The sequence below is a fragment of the Bradyrhizobium sp. Kon56 genome, from assembly GCF_055807635.1.
Map to the genome: position 1 here is coordinate 57,771 of NZ_JBVVOU010000019.1, position 20,822 is coordinate 78,592.

The 20,822-nt window shown below is 57.0% G+C and carries 13 protein-coding genes and 2 pseudogenes; 13 read left to right on the forward strand and 2 right to left on the reverse strand.

Features of this window, described 5'->3' with window-relative positions:
- Positions 1-296 precede the first annotated feature (296 nt).
- Entirely contained in the window at positions 297-1,163 is an 867-nt protein-coding gene (locus AC0L3B_RS26255; RefSeq protein ID WP_473381340.1) for a class I SAM-dependent methyltransferase, read from the forward strand.
- Between the two features lie 238 nt (positions 1,164-1,401).
- Here AC0L3B_RS26255 and AC0L3B_RS26260 read toward each other — a convergent pair whose 3' ends face one another.
- Positions 1,402-2,424 carry an FkbM family methyltransferase gene (locus AC0L3B_RS26260; RefSeq protein WP_473381341.1) on the reverse strand — a complete coding sequence of 341 codons (1,023 nt, stop codon included), beginning with the start codon at positions 2,422-2,424 and terminating at the stop codon, positions 1,402-1,404.
- Between the two features lie 623 nt (positions 2,425-3,047).
- On the opposite strand from AC0L3B_RS26260, the gene AC0L3B_RS26265 reads away from it, so the two are divergent.
- From AC0L3B_RS26265 to AC0L3B_RS26285, 5 genes are read left to right on the forward strand one after another with little or no spacing between them, the layout of a single operon-like run.
- Positions 3,048-4,169 carry a glycosyltransferase family 4 protein gene (locus tag AC0L3B_RS26265; RefSeq protein WP_473381342.1) on the forward strand — a complete coding sequence of 374 codons (1,122 nt, stop codon included), beginning with the start codon at positions 3,048-3,050 and terminating at the stop codon, positions 4,167-4,169.
- Positions 4,169-6,103 carry an asparagine synthase (glutamine-hydrolyzing) gene (gene asnB / locus AC0L3B_RS26270; RefSeq protein ID WP_473381343.1) on the forward strand — a complete coding sequence of 645 codons (1,935 nt, stop codon included), beginning with the start codon at positions 4,169-4,171 and terminating at the stop codon, positions 6,101-6,103. The genes AC0L3B_RS26265 and asnB overlap by 1 nt, the downstream gene beginning before the upstream one ends.
- Positions 6,094-6,960: a class I SAM-dependent methyltransferase gene (locus AC0L3B_RS26275; protein WP_473381344.1), complete on the forward strand. Its 867-nt coding sequence runs from the start codon at positions 6,094-6,096 to the stop codon at positions 6,958-6,960. Before asnB ends, AC0L3B_RS26275 begins: the two co-directional genes overlap by 10 nt.
- On the forward strand, positions 6,957-8,114 hold the full coding sequence (locus tag AC0L3B_RS26280) for a glycosyltransferase family 4 protein (protein WP_473349109.1): 1,158 nt from the start codon (positions 6,957-6,959) through the stop codon (positions 8,112-8,114). The genes AC0L3B_RS26275 and AC0L3B_RS26280 overlap by 4 nt, the downstream gene beginning before the upstream one ends.
- Positions 8,111-9,064 (forward strand): UDP-glucose 4-epimerase family protein, encoded by a 954-nt coding sequence (locus tag AC0L3B_RS26285; protein WP_473381345.1) that lies wholly within the window; start codon positions 8,111-8,113, stop codon positions 9,062-9,064. The genes AC0L3B_RS26280 and AC0L3B_RS26285 overlap by 4 nt, the downstream gene beginning before the upstream one ends.
- 27 nt (positions 9,065-9,091) lie before the next feature.
- On the opposite strand, the gene AC0L3B_RS26290 is transcribed toward AC0L3B_RS26285, so the two are convergent.
- Positions 9,092-10,069, reverse strand: coding sequence for a GDP-mannose 4,6-dehydratase (locus AC0L3B_RS26290; RefSeq protein ID WP_473381346.1), 978 nt, complete (start codon positions 10,067-10,069; stop codon positions 9,092-9,094).
- 167 nt (positions 10,070-10,236) lie between these two features.
- On the opposite strand from AC0L3B_RS26290, the gene AC0L3B_RS26295 reads away from it, so the two are divergent.
- The 7 genes and pseudogenes from AC0L3B_RS26295 (at position 10,237) to AC0L3B_RS26325 (ending at position 20,418) form a co-directional block, all read left to right on the forward strand.
- Positions 10,237-11,511, forward strand: a complete 1,275-nt coding sequence (locus AC0L3B_RS26295; protein WP_473381373.1) for a nucleotide sugar dehydrogenase — start codon at positions 10,237-10,239, stop codon at positions 11,509-11,511.
- Between the two features lie 23 nt (positions 11,512-11,534).
- Complete coding sequence (locus AC0L3B_RS26300) at positions 11,535-12,551, forward strand: NAD-dependent epimerase (RefSeq protein ID WP_473381347.1); 1,017 nt, start codon at positions 11,535-11,537, stop codon at positions 12,549-12,551.
- Between the two features lie 2,154 nt (positions 12,552-14,705).
- A complete protein-coding gene (locus AC0L3B_RS26305; RefSeq protein WP_473349115.1) occupies positions 14,706-14,951 on the forward strand; it encodes a hypothetical protein in 246 nt (81 codons plus the stop codon).
- A gap of 775 nt (positions 14,952-15,726) precedes the next feature.
- The gene (locus AC0L3B_RS26310; RefSeq protein WP_473381348.1) at positions 15,727-15,978 is read left to right on the forward strand and encodes a hypothetical protein; all 252 of its coding nucleotides are present in this window, start codon (positions 15,727-15,729) and stop codon (positions 15,976-15,978) included.
- Positions 15,979-16,299: 321 nt separating this feature from the next.
- Positions 16,300-17,250 carry a phytanoyl-CoA dioxygenase family protein gene (locus AC0L3B_RS26315; protein ID WP_473381349.1) on the forward strand — a complete coding sequence of 317 codons (951 nt, stop codon included), beginning with the start codon at positions 16,300-16,302 and terminating at the stop codon, positions 17,248-17,250.
- Between the two features lie 2,038 nt (positions 17,251-19,288).
- Positions 19,289-19,477: pseudogene (locus tag AC0L3B_RS26320) on the forward strand (GDP-mannose 4,6-dehydratase); the annotation flags it as partial.
- Positions 19,458-20,418 (forward strand): annotated as a pseudogene (locus AC0L3B_RS26325) (GDP-L-fucose synthase family protein). The pseudogenes AC0L3B_RS26320 and AC0L3B_RS26325, both read left to right, overlap by 20 nt.
- The last annotated feature ends 404 nt before the right edge of the window (positions 20,419-20,822 follow it).

The window sequence follows — 20,822 nt, forward strand, 5'->3', positions numbered from 1 at the left end:
CGGCTCGATAGATAGATCGTCGACAAAGTGAGAAGAGATGGAAGAGTCCGGCGGTCCTAGAGTCTGACCGCGGCCTCCGTCCGGTACGATCGTCGTTGTGTAGCGAAGCTCTAGACTGACCGTCGGAGCTGGTGGAGCCCGTACGGCAGGCGCCGGGGAGCCTGATTCGCGCGGAACCGCCGGTCGTTCAGTCTGCTGTCCGCTTGTTCGGCTACCTCAATGCCACTATAGAAGCAGCTTCAGTGGCGAGATATTCCATCTCCCGTGGCGAGCCTTAATCGTGGGAATGGTATCCGATGAACTATAGCGGAAAATCGGCCCTTTCTTCACCAGCAGCATTTTTTGAGTGGTGCCTTCATTCTGTCGATCAGGATAAGATACCTTTTCGGGCCAATTACCCTCAATATTTTGGCAATTCGGCGCCCTATCTCTGGAAGGCCTATGACCGGCGCTTGGCTGATGTGGTTGCGCTCGTCCGTCCTGGCTTGCGCGTCCTTGAGGTCGGCTGTGGTATTGGTTCTGACCTCCATTGGCTAGCGCTACGAGGGGCAGATGCCACAGGTATTGATGTGAAGTCCGAATGGACGGACGCTGCGCGCGAACTGACGCGGCATGTTCGTGACAAGATCGGTCCGGTCACGGTTAAGATCGAGCGCATTAATTTGCTTGATCTCCCTGATGTCCAATACGATCTCATCTACATGAAGGATACCTTTCATCACTTGGAGCCACGCGATCAGATCGTCGCAAAGATCGCGTCGTTGCTTGCCCCCGGAGGCAGAATAGTGATCGTCGAACCTAACGCATGGAATCCTGCGATTCAGTATAAGATGTTTCGGATCCGCGGTTTCAACACGATCATCGATAAGATCGATAAAGCGACGGGCGAGCGCTTCATTTATGGGAATGAGCGCCTCGTTACCGGGGGAGCCATTGCAACCGCTTTTGCGCGGTACGGTATCGAGGGTTCTTCGCGCTTGTTCCGGCTGGTGCCGACTGCGTTGGCGTCGAATCCGTTCTTTGTCAAAGTGGCCAACCTGCTCGAGAAGCTTCGGATCGAGGCGTTATTGGTGCCTGCCTGCATTCATAGTGTTTATTCGGGGACCATGCCCGATAGAGGCATTCGGTCAAAGGAACGAGATCACAAGCCCGGCACATTATGACCTTTTATGCCTCTATTACGTCAGTTGCGGAATCATGCAGATTGTCCGTTTAGGTGCGGTCCAAAGAACGTTGGTCTTTGTCAGAATTGACGAACAGAATCTATGGAACCACGCCCAGCAGCAAATAGCTGGCGGCATTCATGCCGGCCGAGGTTTGCCTAAACGGGACTCGAAGAATATCAGTTCCTCGATGCCCCTTAGAGAGCGGATCTGTCGACTAGCACTGCAGGTGGACGCTCTAAATCATGCGACCTATCGTTTTAGGCGCGCGCTGCCACGCACGTCTCAGTCGCTGGAACGTCCAAGCCGACGAAGCAGCCTTCTCCATCTGATCGATCTCCCATTCGGTATTTAGCCCAGCGTTCTCCAGCAGAGACAATGCAAAAGAGACAAATCCAAAAGACATTGAAACCGCCGCTAGCCGCTGCAGCTTGTTAGGAGTCAAAGAGACACGATCAGGATCGACACAAAAAATAGCATCGCCCGACATAAAGAGGCGACGGTCAACCGTTTCTGACATGTCGCGTTTGCCCCTGCGATAGGTTGGGTGTCCGAGATCAAGATCGAGTAAGCGATACTTCAGCGAGTTTAACAAGGCGTGCTGGTCGCCTAGTACGCCGTGCTTATTGTAGTAGGGGAGCGTTTGAAACTCCGAGTAGACAAACAGAATGTCATGATCGTTGAGAAGCCTGGAAGCGCCTTTGAGGCATTCGACTTCGCCGCCCTCGACATCGAGTTTAAGAAAGTCGACGGTCCTGCCGGCCGAAATAATGCTGTCGAGTGTGTCGCATTGAACTGTTGTGGTTTTCACCACTCGGGTGGCAACGTCAAAATAAGAGATGGTGCGACGGGAAACAGTATCCAGGTACATATCTTTTGTTACGTCTAGGGGCTCTCCCAAAAGAGTGCAGGCGCCAGGGCCGGCGGTGATAAAAAAAGTTCGTTCGCCTTTCTCGCTCCAAATTGCAACCGGATGATATTCGGAATATTTGAAGTCGGGCAAATGCGCTCCGAGGGCCGCTGCATCTGTCGAGCGAGACGCCAATTTAGCGTATTCCTCTGGATTGGGCTCAAACCCCACAATGGTTGAACGTCTAGCAAACGAAGCGGGGAACATGCTCATACCGTTTCTAGCTCCGACATCGATAAGCACCGGCGACTCGTCGATGTGCGAGAATATCAACTCACCAATTGTCGGTCCTTTGGCGGTTTTGAAATCGAGAGGATTGCGCCGTAGATACCGGACAGATTGTTTCAGCATACAGGGGATCCTTGCTTGGACATTCGCGCTAGGACAAATATAGATACCTTCATCATTCGTCTGTCGAAAAATCAGCCATCGATGATAAATAATACCTTCATTCCCTGGGCGTCCAAACTCGTCTGGAGAGAGGCCAACTCGATCGTTCTGGCGGCGAGATGCTCGACATCAGCGGATTTGGAGAGGCCTATGCCAATATTGAGGTAAAGCTCAAAGAAAGTCGTGAACGGCGCTATTCCTCAAATGTGGTTCGGTCCAGGAAAGCCGTCCCAAGTGGCGATGCGTCCCTAAGCCGCTTCGCGACCTCGCTCAGATATCGAGGCGTTGGGAACTCTGTGTTGACCAACTGAGGTGAGGCCTTCTCCCGTTCGCAAGGCGCGTCGTTGGGACGTCACCAACGCATTTCTCTCAATCAAACAGCAGCTCTTCATCGACATGGGGCCCCATGTCGAATATTGAGGCTGGAGACGTCCATATTGAGACCGCCGGCACAACCATTTGAAGAGGTCCCGCCGCACTAAGCTTTCGAGGCGAATGCGCGGTGGTATAATAATACAGTGATGAAGGCAGCCTCAGCTCAGAGCTCTATGATGGAACCGAAGCTTTCTCGAGGAGCCCGTAAGGTGCTCATCTGGCATTGGGGGCGGCGGGGCGGCGGGGTAAGGTACACCTATGAGTTGGTGCGCGAACTCAGGAAACATCCGGAGCTCGAGCTGCACCTGTCGCTCTCACGGCAAGGGGACATCATTGCCGATTTCGACGCGCTTGGGTTGCCAGGTTATAACGTCGACACCTACACCAATGTTTCGTCGGCTATTCTCGCGCTGCTGCGTCTGCCGTTTGTTCGACGTCGCCTCTGGCGTTATGTGCGCGAGCATGACATATCCGTAGTGGTCTGCACGATGAGCCATTTATGGAACGTTCCGACCTTGTGGCGGAGACCCCGGGACATTGCCTACGTGTTTGTCTTGCATGATCCAAAGCCGCACGCCGGCGACGACATCGCTATCCGCAAGTGGATGCTGGACACCGAAATCGCCGCAAGCGACGGCATCTTTGCGCTGACCGAGTACACGCGAAAATCGGTCACGACGAACAACGACTTTCCCGCCGAACGCGTGTGGATCGCCCCGCTGGGGGTCTTCCCCTATGCCGAGACGAGAAAACAGGCTCCCACACGAACCGGGCGCAAAATCCAAATGCTCTTTTTTGGACGCTTATTGCCCTACAAGGGGCTAGATATCCTTCTGGACGCTTACAAGTTCATGAAGCGCGAGGGAAAGGATGTGGGGCTTCGGATTATCGGCCCGGGGGACATCGAGCCGTATCGGGCGCAGATTGCCGAGCTCGAGGACGTCTTCGTTGACAACCGATGGATCCCTGAAGAGGATCTCGGCGAGATCTTCGAGGGGGTCGATATCGTCGTTGCGCCATATCGTGGAGCAAGCCAGTCTGCTGTGCTTGCGACGTCGGGCATCGCCGGAATTCCGGCCGTCGTGACGCCGGTTGGCGGTCTTGCCGAGCAGGTCTTGCACGAGCGGACTGGTCTGGTTGCGTCGGATTCGACGCCGGCTGCGCTTGCTGTCGCACTCAGCCGGCTCGTCGATGACGAGGCTTTGCGGCTGCGTTGCGGGGAGGCGGCGAGGGCCCATGCTGTGAGTGAGCTGTCCTGGTCGGCCATCGCGGCGAAGTTCGCGTCCGTTCTCGCATCGATTACCCCACGCCGGAAGCCCGAGGCGCGATAATGTGTGGCATAATCGGAATTGCGAGCAGCAAGCCGGGCCGGATAGATCGCCAGACTTTAGGCCAGATGACAGATGCGATTGCGCATCGCGGCCCGGACGGAGACGGCCACTGGATCAGCGAGGACGGCTGCGCAGGGCTTGGCCATCGCCGGCTTTCGATCCTCGATCTGTCGTCCGCAGGCGCGCAGCCGATGATTTCGGCGTCCGGCCGCTATGCGCTGACTTACAATGGCGAAATTTACAATTTCCGCGACCTGCGCCGCGAGCTCGAGGCCACGGGCCATCATTTCAATGGTCACTCGGATACCGAGGTCGTCGTTGCTGGATTCGAGCGTTGGGGTATCGACGAGACGATCTCGCGGTGTGCCGGCATGTTTTCGCTCGCCGTTTGGGACGGAAGTGAACGCACCCTCGTGCTCGCGCGCGATCGGCTCGGTATCAAACCGCTGTACTATAGCGTTGTGAACGGAACGCTCGTTTTCGCCTCGCAGCTGCGCCCGATCGTGGTGCAACGTCGTGAGCTTCCCTCGATTTCACTGCCGGCTTTGTCCGAATTCCTGCGGCTCGGCTATGTTCCGGCGCCGTTCAGCATTTTCGAGGGCGTGTACAAGCTGCCCGCAGCGACCAGCCTCAGGTTTCGGGACGGTCATGCGAGCGAGCCGACAGCCTACTGGTCGATTCCGGAGGTCGTCGCGCGAGGCATGTCGAGGCCGCGAGCGAACGAAGAGGAGGTGCTAGAAGAGCTTGACCAGCGCCTCCGCGGCATCGTTGCCGAACACATGATTTCTGATGTACCGCTGGGTGCGTTCCTGTCCGGCGGCATTGATTCCAGCTCGGTCACAGCCATCATGCAGGCCGTGGGCGGCGCTACCACCAAGACATTCTCGATCGGTTTTGACGACCCGAGCCACAACGAAGCCAACTATGCGGCCGAGGTCGCAAAGCACCTTCAGACTGACCACACGGAGCTCTACGTCTCGGATGCCGATGCGATGGCCGTCATTCCCTCGCTCCCCGACATCTATGACGAGCCCTTCGCGGATATTTCGCAGATACCGACCTATCTCGTCTCGAAACTCGCGCGGCAGCAGGTGACGGTTGCACTATCCGGCGACGGTGGCGATGAATTGTTCGGCGGCTACAACCGTTATCTGTTCGTGTCCGATTACTGGAAACGTCTGACCAGGATTCCCCATGCATTGCGTCGCATGGCCGCATCCGGTCTAGCCTCGGCATCGCCAGCGAGCTGGGACGCTGCGTTTCGCGCCCTGAGCTACGTTCTACCGTCCCACCTGCAGCCTGCGCTGCCAGGGCAGAAGATCCACAAGGTTGCGTCGGTGCTAGCCTCCTCGACCTTGTATGAGCTGCAGAGCAGGCTGGTGTCGCAATGGGCGAACCCCGAAACCGTGTTGCTCGCGTCTAACGGTGTCGCGCTTGCGAGATCCGCGCCGCCGGCGTTCGCGCCTGACGTGCCCGCGACTGCGGAGCAAATGGCCTGGGACATGTCGACGTATCTCGTGGATGACATCCTGACCAAGGTCGATCGCGCGAGCATGCGCGTCGGGCTCGAAGCGCGTGTGCCGCTGCTGGATCACCGGTTGGTCGAGTTCGCCTGGGAAATTCCGATCTCCCTGAAGTTCAGGAATCATTCCGGAAAATATATCCTCCGGCGTTTGCTAGAGCGTTACGTGCCGCGCGATCTGTTCGAACGTCCCAAGATGGGTTTTGGCATTCCGATCGACAACTGGTTGCGTGGCCCGCTGAAGGGCTGGGCATCCGATTGGCTATCGTCCGGCAGCAACGAGTTTTTCGATCGCAAGGCCATCGCCGACAACTGGCAGCAACACCAAATCGGTCGGGTAGACCGCGGCGGCCAGCTCTGGACCGTGCTGATGTTCGACCTGTGGCTTGAGCAGGCACGGCGATGGGTCTGAGTTCTTACGTGCCGTGGTGGGCCAAACTGGGCATCAAGCTCGGGCTCGCGCGCCTGCCTATCCCTTACGCGCTCTGGAAACGGCTCGGACTCTTCCGTCATGGCGAGATGATGGTACCGGAGCGCGCGATCTCCGCCTTCGAGAGCCATTTCCAGTCAGCGGTGGAGCATGGGCACCTTCCTGAGAGGTACCGGTGCCTCGAGCTTGGACCGGGGGATTCGGTGCTGTCGGGCTTCGTCGCCCGTGCCTTTGGTGCTGAAAAAGCTTGGCTGGCGGATGCAGGGTCGTTTGCTGAGACTGACATCGCCGTTTGCCGCGAGCTTCTTGCCCTTCTTGCCTCGCGCGGGAGAGCGCTTGCACCGCTGAAGTCGGCGACCCTGCAGGACGCGATGACGGAGTTTGACGTCGTCTACTTGACGGAAGGCACGAGCTCGCTGTCGATTATCCCGGACCAGTCAGTAGATTTCATCTGGTCGCAGGTCGTGCTAGAGCACATCTACCGCGATGAATTTCTGACCCTCATGAAAGCACTGCGCAGGATTGTGGCTCCGAACGGGATCGGCGTTCACAGCATCGATTTCCGCGACCATCTCGGAGGCCGCCTGAACAACCTTCGCTTTGGAGATGACGTCTGGGAGACCAAGGCTTTCCGAACCTCAGGATTCTACACCAATCGCATCCGCCCGCGAGAAATGATCGAGCTGATGAGGGAGGCAGGCTTCAGCGTCGAGGTGCTCTCGGAGCAGCGATGGCCGGGCCTGCCGCTTCCTCGCGATCGGATGGCGCCACAGTTTCGGCCGTTCGCGGATGAGGACTTCATGGTTTGCGAGATCCGCGTGATCATGAGGCCGGCGTGAGCGAAGTCTCCGCCGTTCTCGCTCAGAAGCGGTTGCTGTTCGTCGTAACCGAGGACTGGTACTTCGTGTCCCACCGCCTGCCGATCGCCCGCGCGGCGCTGGCCGCCGGTTATGAGGTGTTGGTGGCGACGCGGCTCGGCGAAAAGGCCGATGCTATCACCTGTGAAGGCTTCGTGCTGATCGGCCTCGAGCGCATGCGGCGTTCCGGTCGAAATCCGTTTCGCGAGCTGGCAAGCATCGTTGAACTGGTGAAGCTTTACCGAAGCCATCGCCCGAGCATCGTTCATCACGTGGCCATGAAGCCTGTCCTATACGGTTCGATCGCGGCGCGGATCTCGGGCGTGGCTGCAATCGTCAACAACGTCGCCGGACTGGGGTTCGTATTCTCGTCCAAGGCGGTCTATGCGCAGACCCTCCGTCGCGTTATCGCACCGTTGCTAAGGTTCGCGCTGAGTCAGCGGCACGCTTTGACGATTGTCCAGAACAGGGATGATGCACGGGCCCTGGTCGATGAGATCGGCGTCGCGCCGGAGAAGATACGCCTCGTCAAGGGATCCGGGGTCGATCTCGCGCAGTTCTCGCAAATGCGGCGGGAAAGCTCTCCGCCGATCGTGCTCCAGGCATCGCGGATGATCAAAGAGAAGGGCGTCGAGGATTTTGTGCTCGCTGCTGCCCGGCTGCGGGCCAAGAACGTGGCTGCAAGGTTCATCCTTGCCGGCGCGCCGGACCCTGAAAATCCGCACTCCATTCCTGAAGCCGTGCTCAGGCAGTACCACGAAGATGGCCTTGTCGAGTGGTGGGGACATCGCGACAATATCCCGGAGATCATCCGTGAGGCGGCGATCGTCTGTCTTCCGACCACCTACGGGGAGGGAATACCCAAGACCTTGATCGAGGCCGCTGCCGGCGAATGTCCCATCGTCACCTATGACGTGCCGGGCTGCCGGGAAATCGTGATCGATGGCATCAACGGCATGCTAGTCCCGGCCGGCGACGTCGACCAACTCGCCGAGGCTATCGCGCTGTTGCTGGAAAACCCGGAGCAACGTAGGCTTATGGGCGCGCACGGCCGAGAGCTGGTCCAGAAGGAATTCTCCCAGGAGATCGTCGTCGCCCAGACACTTGCGATCTATTCAGAGCTTTTGTCGCAATGAAGGTTCTCATCGTCGGAGCCTCGGGGTTCGTCGGCGGGCATCTTATCCGCCGACTTGCTGCCGACGGAATTGCTTTTCGCGCAGCCGTCCATCGCAATCGCGCAGATTTGCCAGCTGGGATCGATTTTGCCGAGAACGTTGATCTCGGAAGTGTCTTCGATTGGACATCTGCAATCGCGGGATGTGACACCGTTGCGCATTTGGGAGCGCGTGTTCATGTCATGCGCGAGCGCAGTGCAAATGCGCTCGACGCCTATCGCCGCGTCAATGTGGATGGGACGTTGTCTCTTGCGCGTCAGGCTGCAGCTGCCGGTGTTCGCCGCTTCGTGTTTCTCAGCTCTGTTAAGGTGTGCGGCGAATTCACCCCTGCCGACGCACCCTTTGTCGAAACCGCAACGCCGCGTCCGCAAGATCCATACGGACTGTCGAAGCTCGAAGCCGAACGCGGCCTGCTTGAGCTTGGTCGCGCGAGCGGCATGCAGGTCGCCATCCTGCGGCCACCGCTGGTCTATGGGCCGGGAGTGCGGGCGAATTTTCTATCTTTGATGCGTTGGTTGCGGCGCGGAGTTCCACTGCCGCTTGGCGGCATAGAGAACCGCCGTAGCCTGATCGGTGTCGGCAATCTAGTCGATCTGATCTCCACGTGTCTGCGACACCCGGCAGCGGCTGGAGAGGTCTTCATGGCCAGCGATGGCGAGGACCTGTCAACGCCAGAGCTCCTGGAAAGGCTGGCGGCAGCTCTGGGCACCAAAGCGCGCTTGCTACCCGTTCCCGTCGCTCTGTTGGAGGGCGTGGCCGCGCTCGCAGGGCAGCGAGCGATGGTGCAGCGGCTCTGCCTCTCGCTTTGCGCCGACAGTCGGAAGGCCCGCAAAACGCTCGGCTGGCATCCGCCCTTCGGCGTCGACGAGGAGTTGAGGCGGACCGCGCGAGCGTTTCTGCAATCTCGCTAACACAGGCCAGCCAGAATTCGCGGAACGCTAAGCCCCCGCCTTCGCTGCGCGATATTCGAGTTCGCCGTCTGCCAACCGCCTGACGACGTCTTTCATGAAAATTTTCGCTTCCCAGCCAAGAATTCGTTTCGCCTTGGCCGGGTTGGCCGAATTGCACTTGAGGTCGATCGGACGAAGCAGCCTTTCATCAAAGTCGATGTGTTTTTCCCAGTCAAGTCCGAAATAGCTGAACGCCTCCCGAACGAAGTTCTCGAGCGAGTTGGTTTGTCCGGTTGCGATCACGAAGTCCTCGGGCGCGTCGGCCTGGAGCATCATCGCCATAGCCTCAACATATTCCGGCGCCCAGCCGAAGTCGCGGGAGATGTTCAGGTTTCCAATTCGCAGACTATCCGTCTTCTTTTCGGCGATATCGGCGGCGCCCGCCACGATCTTTCGGGTGACAAAGCGCTGCGGCCGCAACGGTGAGTCATGGTTGAACAAAAGCCCTGAGCATGCAAACAGCCCATGTGCGTCTCTGTAATTTGCCACTGTCCAGAATGCCGCGGCCTTTCCGACACCATAAGGGCTTCGCGGACCGAACGGGGTGGTTTCGTCTGCCGGCAAGTCAGTATTGCCGAAGCATTCGCTCGAGCAAGCATTGTAGACGCGAGAGCTTAGTTTCAGCCGATGGACAGAATCGACGATATTGTGCGCACTGAAAATGGTGGATTCCAGCGTCTGGATCGGTTGGTCAAATGACAGGCCGACGGAAGATTGACTTGCGAGATTGTAGATTTCGTCGGGAGTCGTATCGGAAACGACGCTCAGGACGCTACCGAAATCGGCAGGATCGACAGAGTGCAGCACCACCCGATCACGAATACCCAGCCGCTGCAGGTTCGCGAAGATGCCGAGCTCCCTGTCGCGGGATGTCCCGTGGATCGCGTAACCGCGCTCGAGCAGATGCGCGGCCAATAACGAGCCGTCCTGCCCGGATATTCCGAAAATGAGGGCTTTTTGGGACATGATGAGCTGACTTCCGAGCCGCGGTTTGCGACACCATAGCTAACTTTAAAGGCAGGTGGCCTCAAGAGCTAGCGGCTTGGGAAAGATAGGGGATTGCAACAGGGGGGCTTCCTAGCTAACGAGACGCTGCAGCGCGGTTCTGGCAGGAGCGGACAGGTTTGCCAACTATCCGAAACATTGGCGTCATCGGCCTCGGCTATGTCGGGCTTCCAGTGGCGGTTGCGTTTGGTCGGGCTGGATATCGGGTCACCGGATTCGACATCAGCGCTGAGCGAATCGCAGAGTTGCGTCGAGGCCAGGACCGTACGCGCGAAATCGATGCGGCTGCTCTGGGAGCGGCGCGGATCGCATACACGAATCAGCCGGCAGACCTGGCTGCGGCCGACTTCTTCATCGTCACGGTTCCAACGCCGATCGACGGCGCCAACAAGCCCGACCTTCGCGCACTTTTGAGCGCATCTAGGTCCGTTGGTGGCGCATTGAAGAAGGGAGACATTGTCGTATACGAGTCGACCGTGTATCCCGGCGCGACCGAAGAGGAATGCGTTCCGATGCTCGAGCGTGCCTCCGGACTCAAGGCCGGCGTTGATTTCCACGTTGGCTATTCGCCCGAGCGAATCAATCCCGGAGACAAGGCGCATCGTTTCGAAACCATCCAGAAGGTGGTGTCGGCGCAGGACGCCGGATCGCTTAGGATCGTTGCCGACGTCTATGGTGCAGTCGTAACGGCCGGCATCTACGAGGCGCCATCGATCAAGGTCGCGGAAGCCGCTAAGGTGATCGAGAACACGCAGCGCGATCTCAACATCGCTTTCATGAATGAACTCTCGCAGATTTTCCATGCGCTCGATCTTGATACCGGCGACGTGCTGGCCGCCGCTCGCACCAAGTGGAATTTCCTCCCATTTCAGCCTGGTCTTGTCGGAGGACACTGCATCGGAGTCGATCCCTATTATCTGACCTATCGAGCCGAGATCGCGAAGTACCATCCTCAAGTTATCCTTGCCGGACGGCGCATCAACGACGATATGGGCGCGCGGATTGCGCGCGAGTGCGTCCGGCGCCTTCTTAAACGAGGATCGCGCGGCGGGGTCGTCACTGTGCTGGGCGTGACGTTCAAGGAGAACGTGCCGGACCTTCGTAACTCCAAGGTCATCGATATCGTCCGCGAACTGGAATCGTTCGGCATCAAGGTCCAGGTTAGCGATCCCTGGGCGGATCCCGCTGAGGCCCTCCGCGAGTATGGAATTGCGCTCTCCGACCACAACGAGCAGCAGCCGGCGGACGCCGTCGTCCTCGCTGTTGCGCATGACAATTTCATTAATTTGGGGTGGCCGTTCTTGCAGACATTGTTGAAGGAAAGGCAAGGCCTAGTACTGGACGTCAAGTCCCGGCTGGATCGGGCGACCAAGCCAGCCGAGATCGAACTCTGGCGACTTTAGATTCTGAGCAGGTAACAGGCGCAATGACTGACCAAAAGATTCTTGTGACCGGTGTCGCCGGTTTCATAGGTTTTCATGTCGCGCAGCGGCTCGCGTCGGCCGGTCGGGAGGTCGTTGGTCTCGATATCGTCAACGACTATTATGACCCTACGCTAAAGGAGGCGCGGCTTCGCGTGCTTGAGAAGCTTCCATCCTTCCGCTTCGTCAGGATGGATCTCGCTGATCGCGATGCGATCGCTCCATTTTTTGCCGAATCCCAGTTTTCCCATGTTGTGCATTTGGCGGCTCAGGCCGGCGTTCGATACTCCCTGGAGAACCCGCATGCCTACGTCGACGCGAACCTGCAAGGCTTCATGAACATCCTCGAGGGCTGTCGGCACACGCAATGTCGGCACCTTCTCTATGCCTCGTCATCCTCTGTGTATGGCTCGAACAAGAAGCTGCCGTTCTCGGTCCGCGATAACGTCGATCACCCGATTAGCCTCTACGCGGCGTCCAAGAAGGCGAACGAGTTGATGGCACATTCGTACAGCCATCTGTTCTCGCTGCCGACCACCGGCCTGCGGTTCTTTACGGTGTATGGACCTTGGGGTCGGCCCGACATGGCGATGTTCATTTTTGCAAAAGCGATCGTGGAGGGCAAACCCATCAAACTGTTCAATCACGGGCAAATGTCGCGTGATTTCACCTATGTCGACGACGTCGTAGAGGCCATCATCCGGCTGATCGACCGCCCCCCCACTCCTGCGCAGCGAGGTTCCGCGGATGCTCCTGACCCCGGGCGCAGTGTCGCGCCATGGATGGTTTACAACATCGGGAACAATAGGCCCACGCAGCTCATGGATGTCGTTGCTTTACTTGAGAAAGAGTTGGGGCGTGTCGCTGCCAAAGAGATGCTCCCCATGCAGCCCGGAGACGTGCCGGCGACCTACGCTGATGTCGATGATCTCATGCGCGACGTCGGTTTTAGACCTTCGACGAGCATCGAGGATGGGGTTAAGCAATTCGTCAAATGGTATCGTGGCTACTATCGAGATTGACCGAAGAAGGGGGGACTGTGTCAAACACCATGCCACGCGACTTCTTGTTTGAAGGTGTCCCTTCTCAGTTGTCAGGATGTGTTGGCCTCTTATTCTAGCACGTGTGCGTGGTAGATTGTATTCGGACCGATGGGAACCAAAACGGAGGATCTCGTGGTCTCCCTCTACTGGATGATGGTAACAATTGCTGCCGTTGTTTACTCTGATCGGATTGGCTTTCGAAATGGAGAGGACATTGGCATCAGCAAAGTTGCCGACCTTTGGCCAATTGATCTCTCAGATTTTTCAGAGCCAAGCGGTCGGAAAAATCGCAAATAGTGATATCGATATCAAGCAGATGCCGGGATGTATGTTGAAATGCCTTTCGAGGAACGGTTTACTCGAAGCAGATGCGAGCCAGAGATATTACTCCCGCTCGTTGTCTAGGTACCTTGCTGCTGAAGTCAATTGACCGGCGAAGAAAAGGGCAAAAAACACCAGGCTTCCTAGTACTAGTGTCCCCACCATGACAACGATGTACATATGTGGCCTCGCCAATCCTTGCTAACCGCCTTACCGACATCCGTTAACATCGATGTTTTCGTCTAAGGCAGATCGTGATTGTAGCACGTGCTGGGATTCTACAATAATACCCTGACGGTGTTGGAGCGCAGCGTCGCAGTATGGCTGCGAGCAGTCCTACAGCAAAGCAACACAGGACTCCCTGGGTAACGTGGGAGAGTTGGCTATTAAAAAGCGACCCTAGCACGTTCTGAAGCACGACGGCCTGTCCCAAAACTTGAGGAACACCAGGACCCCAGAAGCGGCGAATATGCGCTATCCACATAGCTACAAGAAGCGCTCCACCGACGAGACCCGCCTGTATCGCGATTGCGAAAAACTGATTATGGGGACCGGGAAAGCTCTGTCTTTTTCCAACGAAGCATACAGCGACTTGGTACTTCCTGAGCCATGCCCCAAGATGGGCGCTTGGCCGATGAATTCGATTGCTTTTTTCCAGAAATCGAGTCGACTTGCAGTCGACATTGTGGGACCTGAAGAAGCATCCGATCTCTGTTTTCGGGCATGGGGGAGCTGCCGGCGTTGATCTGAGGGACCGCCGTAGCGATAATCTTCGATTGATCAAGAGCGCGGAGATCAGTCCTAATCTCTTCGACCCGGCGTTGTGCTTCGCTGGAAAAAGTAACGGCTAAGCCGGCAATCAGGCACAAAGGAATCGTCACCGCAACACGGCTTCGCCAAGTGCCGATGTAGGCAAAGCCTTAAGGTAAGCGCCAGAGCGATTAGCACCCCTGTTTTCGATAGGGTGATCAGGAAGACATCTGTAAATAGCGCGACGGCCAAAAGGCCTACTAAAACTGCAGTCAATTGCTGTTTCAGCTGCAAAAGGCGAATTGAGTAAATTCCTAAGCCGAAAGCGCACAGCGAGAAACAGGTGCTTTGAGCCGCATTATCCTTCACTGGCACCCCGGGACCCTTAAACCATTCCCAGGGACCGGCGTGCCACGTTAACGAGGCGAGAGATAGAACTAGTAAGATAGTGCATGCTGCAGCAAAGCCATATGCTATGTTCATTGCCTGCCGGCTGGTGTATGCACCGGCCATGACGATGGGAATTAGCAAGAGCTTCACGTCGTGTGAGGCCCGCCTGGTCCAAACGGGTGAGGTGACCACAGGATACTGAGTGTAACAAGAGCGAATATAGCTAAAGGAAATATGGCACCCGAAGATCGCAGCGTCAGATGCCAATTGTTCGAAGCGATCGACAGTGCGCTGAAAATGATCAGGAGCGTCAGCGCGATGGCCGCGCCAGTAGTTGTCATCGGAACCATAGATGCCACAAGAACAGCGCTAAATTGACGCCCCACGTTCAACGAACCGTTCCATCCGCTTTTCAAATTCGCGCATTCGGAGCTTTGTTTCATCCCTTACGAGCTCCCCACGTCAAGAGCCCTCTCGTGAGCAACAGTGCAAGCGAAGCCTGGAGTTTCATTCAAAACTCGGCTAAATTGAAGGGACTGCTTGGACAAGAGCGAAGGGCCATTTGATCCCAGGCTAGGGGATTGATCCTCACAGGAGCGCTCGGCCGCCCTGGTCAGATCAACTGTATTGAGCTTCTTAGTCCCGTCACGTTCCAAGTCAAGATTATCAGAATTGAAGAACGATGAAGCGCTGATGGATTGGGTGATTGCACTTATCGCGACCTTCCTGTTCGTGGGGGGGCAGGATGGCGGGGCTTTCTGGATCATGGTCCTCGCGGTGATCGTTGGTGTAGCCACTATCATTGCGCGCATTCGCGGTCATTATCCAGGATCAGGTTGGCTTCCGCCGAAGGTGCTGTCCGTGGTGGTCTTCTCGATTGCAGCGTTCTGGCTTGGCGTCAGATCCGCACTGCTCTGAGCTGTTCGACCAACGTCTTCGGAGCTTTAAACGCTTGCAAAGTGCTGAAGGCCAAAGCAGTCCCTTATAGGGATCGTGTAGAAACGATGGCGCGCGATCCGCCGAATTCAAACGGGTGCTGCAAAAATTTAACCGGGTGCTGCAAATAAGTGCACTCATTGAGAGGAGCGGTAACAGCTAGCCGCGGCCGCAGCTAGACATTGTGGTGCGGCGACGCGCAGTTGCATATCCTCCGACAGCATGAGATGCGACGGATTCGCGTCTACGAACTGGAGCGAATTCTCGCTACCAAAGCCTGCTACTTGTAGCGTTCCCCATGATGTCGTTACGATCGCAACTATGGTAGAGCCTTCGTCCAGCGCAGGCATTATCATATCTATCGTCAAATCGATTATGGGAAAACTTCCGATCGCTCGGCTACGTTGGTGAAGTTGTGGAGTTGCCCGTGTAGCGAGCTCCATTACCCGGACGCCTGAGCCTGGAAGCTGAGGCGTAGAAGCCCGTGGTGTTGGCCTCCACATAGCCGATCCTCTCGATATGATTCCTGGCACCTGCGCGCCGACATTTGCGTGGAAACCCGTCTGACACCTGATGCTTTGCGTGAGACACGTTGACAGCGACATTGACAGAGAGCGAGCCGTCCGAAGTCCCGGCCATAGGAGATGTTGCTGTGGGCAATGCCATAGGACATCCCAGTCGCCGTGCAGCCCGAGAAATCGCCATAGGCGGCACCGACCACCGAGTAGCCGTTGCGCGAGGCGCCGTTGGCGTAACAGTGGTCGAACTTGAAATGTTGCGACTTGCCAGTCGTGTTGTCCTCACCGCCGACATAGAAGCCGTCCCCCTCGCTATCGAAGGTCTGGCAATCGATGATCGAGAAATGGTTCAAGCCAACGATGTAGAAGCTTGCTGCTTGCCGACGCCGGAGCTCGCCGTCAGAACTCCAGCTGCGCGCCTCGCCGGGGCATTGCCGTTACCGTTTGTTATCGCGCTTTCACTGCCAAAAGTCGCTTTGCCACCGCACTAGCTATCAACGTGATGGCTCGGCTTTAAGCCAGTAATCAGCGTTCGTCCTAGTTAGGGAGCTAAGGTCTAACATCGACAGCATGTCCTTCTCGCCCATCTCGGCATGGCCGCAACTCTGCCAGATGGGATGCTCCAGCACTTCGATATGGCTATCGCGCAGCACATGTGGGCCAGAGGATAAAATCGGTCATTTGGACGCATTCGGCACTCAAGGCTGTGGAAGCCGCCCGATGACCAAGGACGACGCCGCAATCTCCGATGGTTTTGGGTTTCAGCGGTGTGCTAAAAAGCTATGGAACTAAACGAATGGGAGGAACGCGACATGAACGTAACGACAGGCGAGCTACGTGGGCCAAGCCTTGCGACTGCTTACTTCGACCGCCCTGTCAAAACGCTGTTTGAACTATCGCAGTTCGAGGCGGACGACATTCGAGATTCACTCTCTAGAAATGGCCTCGCCGTGATCCGCGATTTCGTTGATCCCACTACTCTTCAGGAGCTGCAGCAGTCGGCGCGTATTTCTACGGAGAAGGGTTTCTCATATGGGCGCGAAAACGGATGCAAGGTCCTCACTCAGGTAACGCCACATACACAAGAATTCAGCCAGCCGTTTCTTCTGTCCCGTGCCGCCGCACGTCTGGTAACATCGCCTGCGCTCCTTGATGTCATCGAGTCGGTAATTGGCGATAGGGCGATCATCCATCATGCCCTGTTTCAACGCTCTCTTCCCGCCGATGACATCGTTCTCGATTGGCATATCGATACTGGATCGAACAAAATTTTGAATGGCCGAAAGAAGTTTGCCGATCATCGGATCCGCATGATCGTCTATTTGAGCGATGTTTCGACCGGCGGGTTTAGCTACATCATCGGCAGTAGCAAAGACGCGCTCTCGGCGTTCTATCCACTGCCCATCGGCCAACTGTTCCCGGAAGCAGCAATCCCAAATGAACACCAGGCAGCGCGAGTAACGGTCAATGCGCCTGCCGGATCGATCGTCTTATTCGACACCCACGGGATCCACCGGCCGGAAGCACCAAAAGCAGAGCGCATGGTGATCAACACATGGTTTGCGCGCCGCGACTTTTCCGCACAACTGCCATCAGTACTTGTATCAATCAACACGGTGCCGGCATCTCAACGCGACCGGGTCTATGTCTTCGACAACCAGCGCGGATTTGACCCTCTCATAACCGGCGTTAGCTCGGAAAAACCTCAGACGCTTGTGCGTCGTGCAGTCCGAAAGGTCGGGCGCGCACTAGCGAATTACTGACGCTGGCAAGAAGCAAACCTGCCGTGACATGCCGCTTTGGTGGGTTCATCGTGTACCGTTGTTGCTTTAAACCCAAAAAAATAATGGTAACGGAGTGTGAGCCACCTGTGAGTGGCGGTCTATGGAACAATCTTCGCGTCGTTGCCTCTTAGATGAATGTTCGTTTATGGAAAAACACTAAAGATGAACCCAAATGGTCAAGGGCACGTATGTTGGATTCGTTGCTGATCGCCGGGTATTCGCAAGCTTGGGGAATGTCTCGCTCGAGTTTGAGAGCTCTCGGCCTTTTCGCATGCGCAATGGTTTGTCTCTCCAACATCATCGCCTATTTTTCGTGGAGCGAGAGGAGAGGCATCTGCGACGATATCTGTTATCTGCGTCAAGCCCCGCCTCTTTCAGCGCTTTGGGTTTTCCGGAATTGATGCGAGCCTGGCTCGCGAGGATGGCAATTTCTTTCGAAATGCCGAACGGGATCTTGGCATAGACCACGCCGATGATCCTACGCAAGCTGCGTGTCACACAACTACAAAGTTAGGAAAAAGAGTAGTTCGGTATCCTCCTGGCACCGGCTTTGTCATGTCTCTATTCACAGAAGTACGTCAAGCGGCAGGGGCTACCGGAGCAGCACAGACTCAATGATCGTGTACTCATCCCTTCGGGGCGCCGCAGAGAGCGGAGGGTCTTGTTGTTTGAGGTGAATCAGAGTATGTGCGGTCTGAACCCTCGGATTAGTTGAGCGCTGCCATCCAGAGCTGTGCGGGAATTCCGATGTTAGTAAGTCTTTGATCGGCCGTGCCGTAGCATGAATCGACAGCCTGTCGTCCGGGCAAACTGACCCTGTCGTGCAGCCTAGAGGAGCAAGCTAGTGAACGTCGCGTTTCTGCGAAAATGGGCCGGCGGCAGGCTCAGAAGATGAGTAGACTCTACCATTCGTTGTACAATTTGGCCGAGATTGACTTCGGCACCTTGTTCTTACTGCGGGTATTGCTCTGGCGCCGTTCGACGCAAACAGGAATTCGTGCTCGCAAGCGTGCACGAGAAATTGACGGGGCTCAATCTACTTCCGCCGCGATTGAAGTGGGAACTTAGGTCGCTGCAGGTTATGCCGGGCTTCTGAAGGTGACATTTTCATTACAGCGTACCGCCGATTCAGGTCCGTTGGGCAGGGTCCAACGCGCGCTCGCGTTGCTGAAACGACGGGAACGTTACGGTAATTGTAGAGTTCTTGTTAACCACTAGCAAATCATTGTGACGTTAACTGGTTCGGCTGCGTCCGTCGGCACGGGCTCGCGTTGGAGGGACGGTGAGGTCATTTGTCTTTGGCGGAAGCATCGCCGCTCTCTTGCTAACAGCTTTCGCGGTTGGATTAACCGCAGAACGTCCGATACTACCTACGTGTGACGCCGAGATAGTAAGGAATCTCATCAACAAACAAGTGGGTGAGGCCGCTCCTCAACTCATTCTCAATGGTTTGAGCGAAGTTGGGGGCGAGATGCGCGACGGTAGCTGGCACTGCATCGCTAGGCTTTCGACCAACCGAGAGGCAATCCCTATCAGATATTCAGTCAGTTTGATCGGCCCCGGGCGGCTAAACCTATTGCTGGCGGCATCGCTGCCTCGATAGGCTTGGCGATGATCTGTTTCTTTAGGCGGATTATCTGACGATCGGAGCGAAGCTTGAGATGCAGGCAGAGGATCGCGGCAACCAGAGTGCTCAATGCTCGCGGGCGAGGCCGATCCCGTTTAAGCGCAATTGCAAATAGCATAATCGTCGGTTTGAAGAAGCTAATTATTGCAATCAGGCGGGAAAGAGCCGGCAGATAAGATTTGGCAGTGGTGAACCGCGCATTGAAGCCGTTTCATCGCGGGTCAACCGTCCAAGCAAAGTGACGGCATCGTGTAGCCGACCTACATGCGTTGGTCGAGATCCATAGAAACACGTATGGCGTCGGGAAGATTGCCTGCGTCCGCACAGGCCCGCGCGCCTTAGCAATTTGGTCCGTCGCGTTCAGCTTATTGTGGATCTCGCTAAGAAGGAGTGGTGAAGGTCGATCCGACCTATTTCCGCCCCACCGAGGTCGATCTCCTCGTCGGCGACGCCAGCAAGGCGCGCGAGGTGCTTGGCTGGACGCCGAAGCGAAGCTTTGCAGAGCTCGTCGCGGAGATGATGGCAAGCGATCTGGCAGACGCAAAACGGGACGCGGCCAGTGGCAAACGCACCATTTGAGCTGAAAGGCAAAAGCGTCTACGTCGCCGGCCATCGCGGCATGGTCGGCAGCGCGCTTGCGCGCCGGCTCGAACGGGAGGACGTCAGGCTCGTCACGGTGGACCGGCGTGCGCTCGATCTATGCAACCAGACGGCGGTGTTCGACTGGTTCGCGAAGCGCGACCGCAGGTGATCTTCCTCGCCGCCGCGAAAGTCGGCGGCATCGTTGCCAACAACACGCTGCGGGCCGAGTTCATCTACGACAACATCGCGGCCAACGTGATCCAGGCCGCGCATCGGAACGGCGCCGAGAAGCTGATGTTTATGGGCTCGTCTTGCATCTATCCAAAAATGGCGCCGCAGCCATTGCGAGAAGATTCCGTCCTGACGGGCCCGCTGGAGCCGACCAACGAGCCCTATGCGATCGCCAAGATCGCCGGGATCAAGATGGCCGAGGCCTATCGCAGCCAGTACGGATGCGACTTCATCAGCGTGATGCCGACCAATCTCTACGGCCCCGGCGACAATTATCATCCCGAGCTGAGTTACGTGGTCGCCGCCCTGATCCGCCGCTTCCGCGAGGCAAGGTTTCGGGCGCGAAGAATGTCGTCGTCTGGGGCACAGGGACGGCGCGGCGCGAGTTCCTTTATGTCGACGACATGGCGGATGACTGCGTGCATCTGATGAAGGCCTATTCGGGCGCCGAGTTGGTCAATATCGGTGCCGGCGAGGACATCACCATCGCAGAGTTCGCGCGGGTGGTTGCCGAAATCGTCGGGTACAGCGGCGAGATCAGTTTCGACAGCTCGCGGCCTGACGGCACGCCGCGCAAGCTGCTCGACGTCAGCCGCCTCGCCAGGATTGGCTGGCACGCGAATACCTCTCTTAAGGATGGCGTTCGGTGCGCTCACGCAGCTTACTTGTCATCGGCTGAGAAGCTCCACACCTTAAGAATTGATTGATCGCCCACCGATTCAGAAGCAGGTCCGACTAGGGGTCGACCGATCGGGCACCGCTATTTCGGTACGTGGCCACAGCATCCAGCCGCTTCGTTAGAGGTTCATTCTTCCAAATCGCCAAAACAGGCAGTCGGCTGAGGGCATTCCCAAGGCCGGGCCTAAGTGGACTATTCAGGCAGCGCGCCGTGAGCGGTAGGCGCACAAACTTGTTCAAAATTTTCCCGGCGCCGCCGCAGCTGCAGGCACGATCGCCGAGCGATGACCGTTCGGGATGGTTGCAAGCCCAGGGGTTGCTGTTCATGCCACGCCATGCGCCACGCAATTGTGCTGGTCCCGTCGAGGTTCTTTTCGAGGACTGTACACGTTAGGCCGCCTCTGTGGGCGGCCTTTTTTATTCCAGCGCTGTA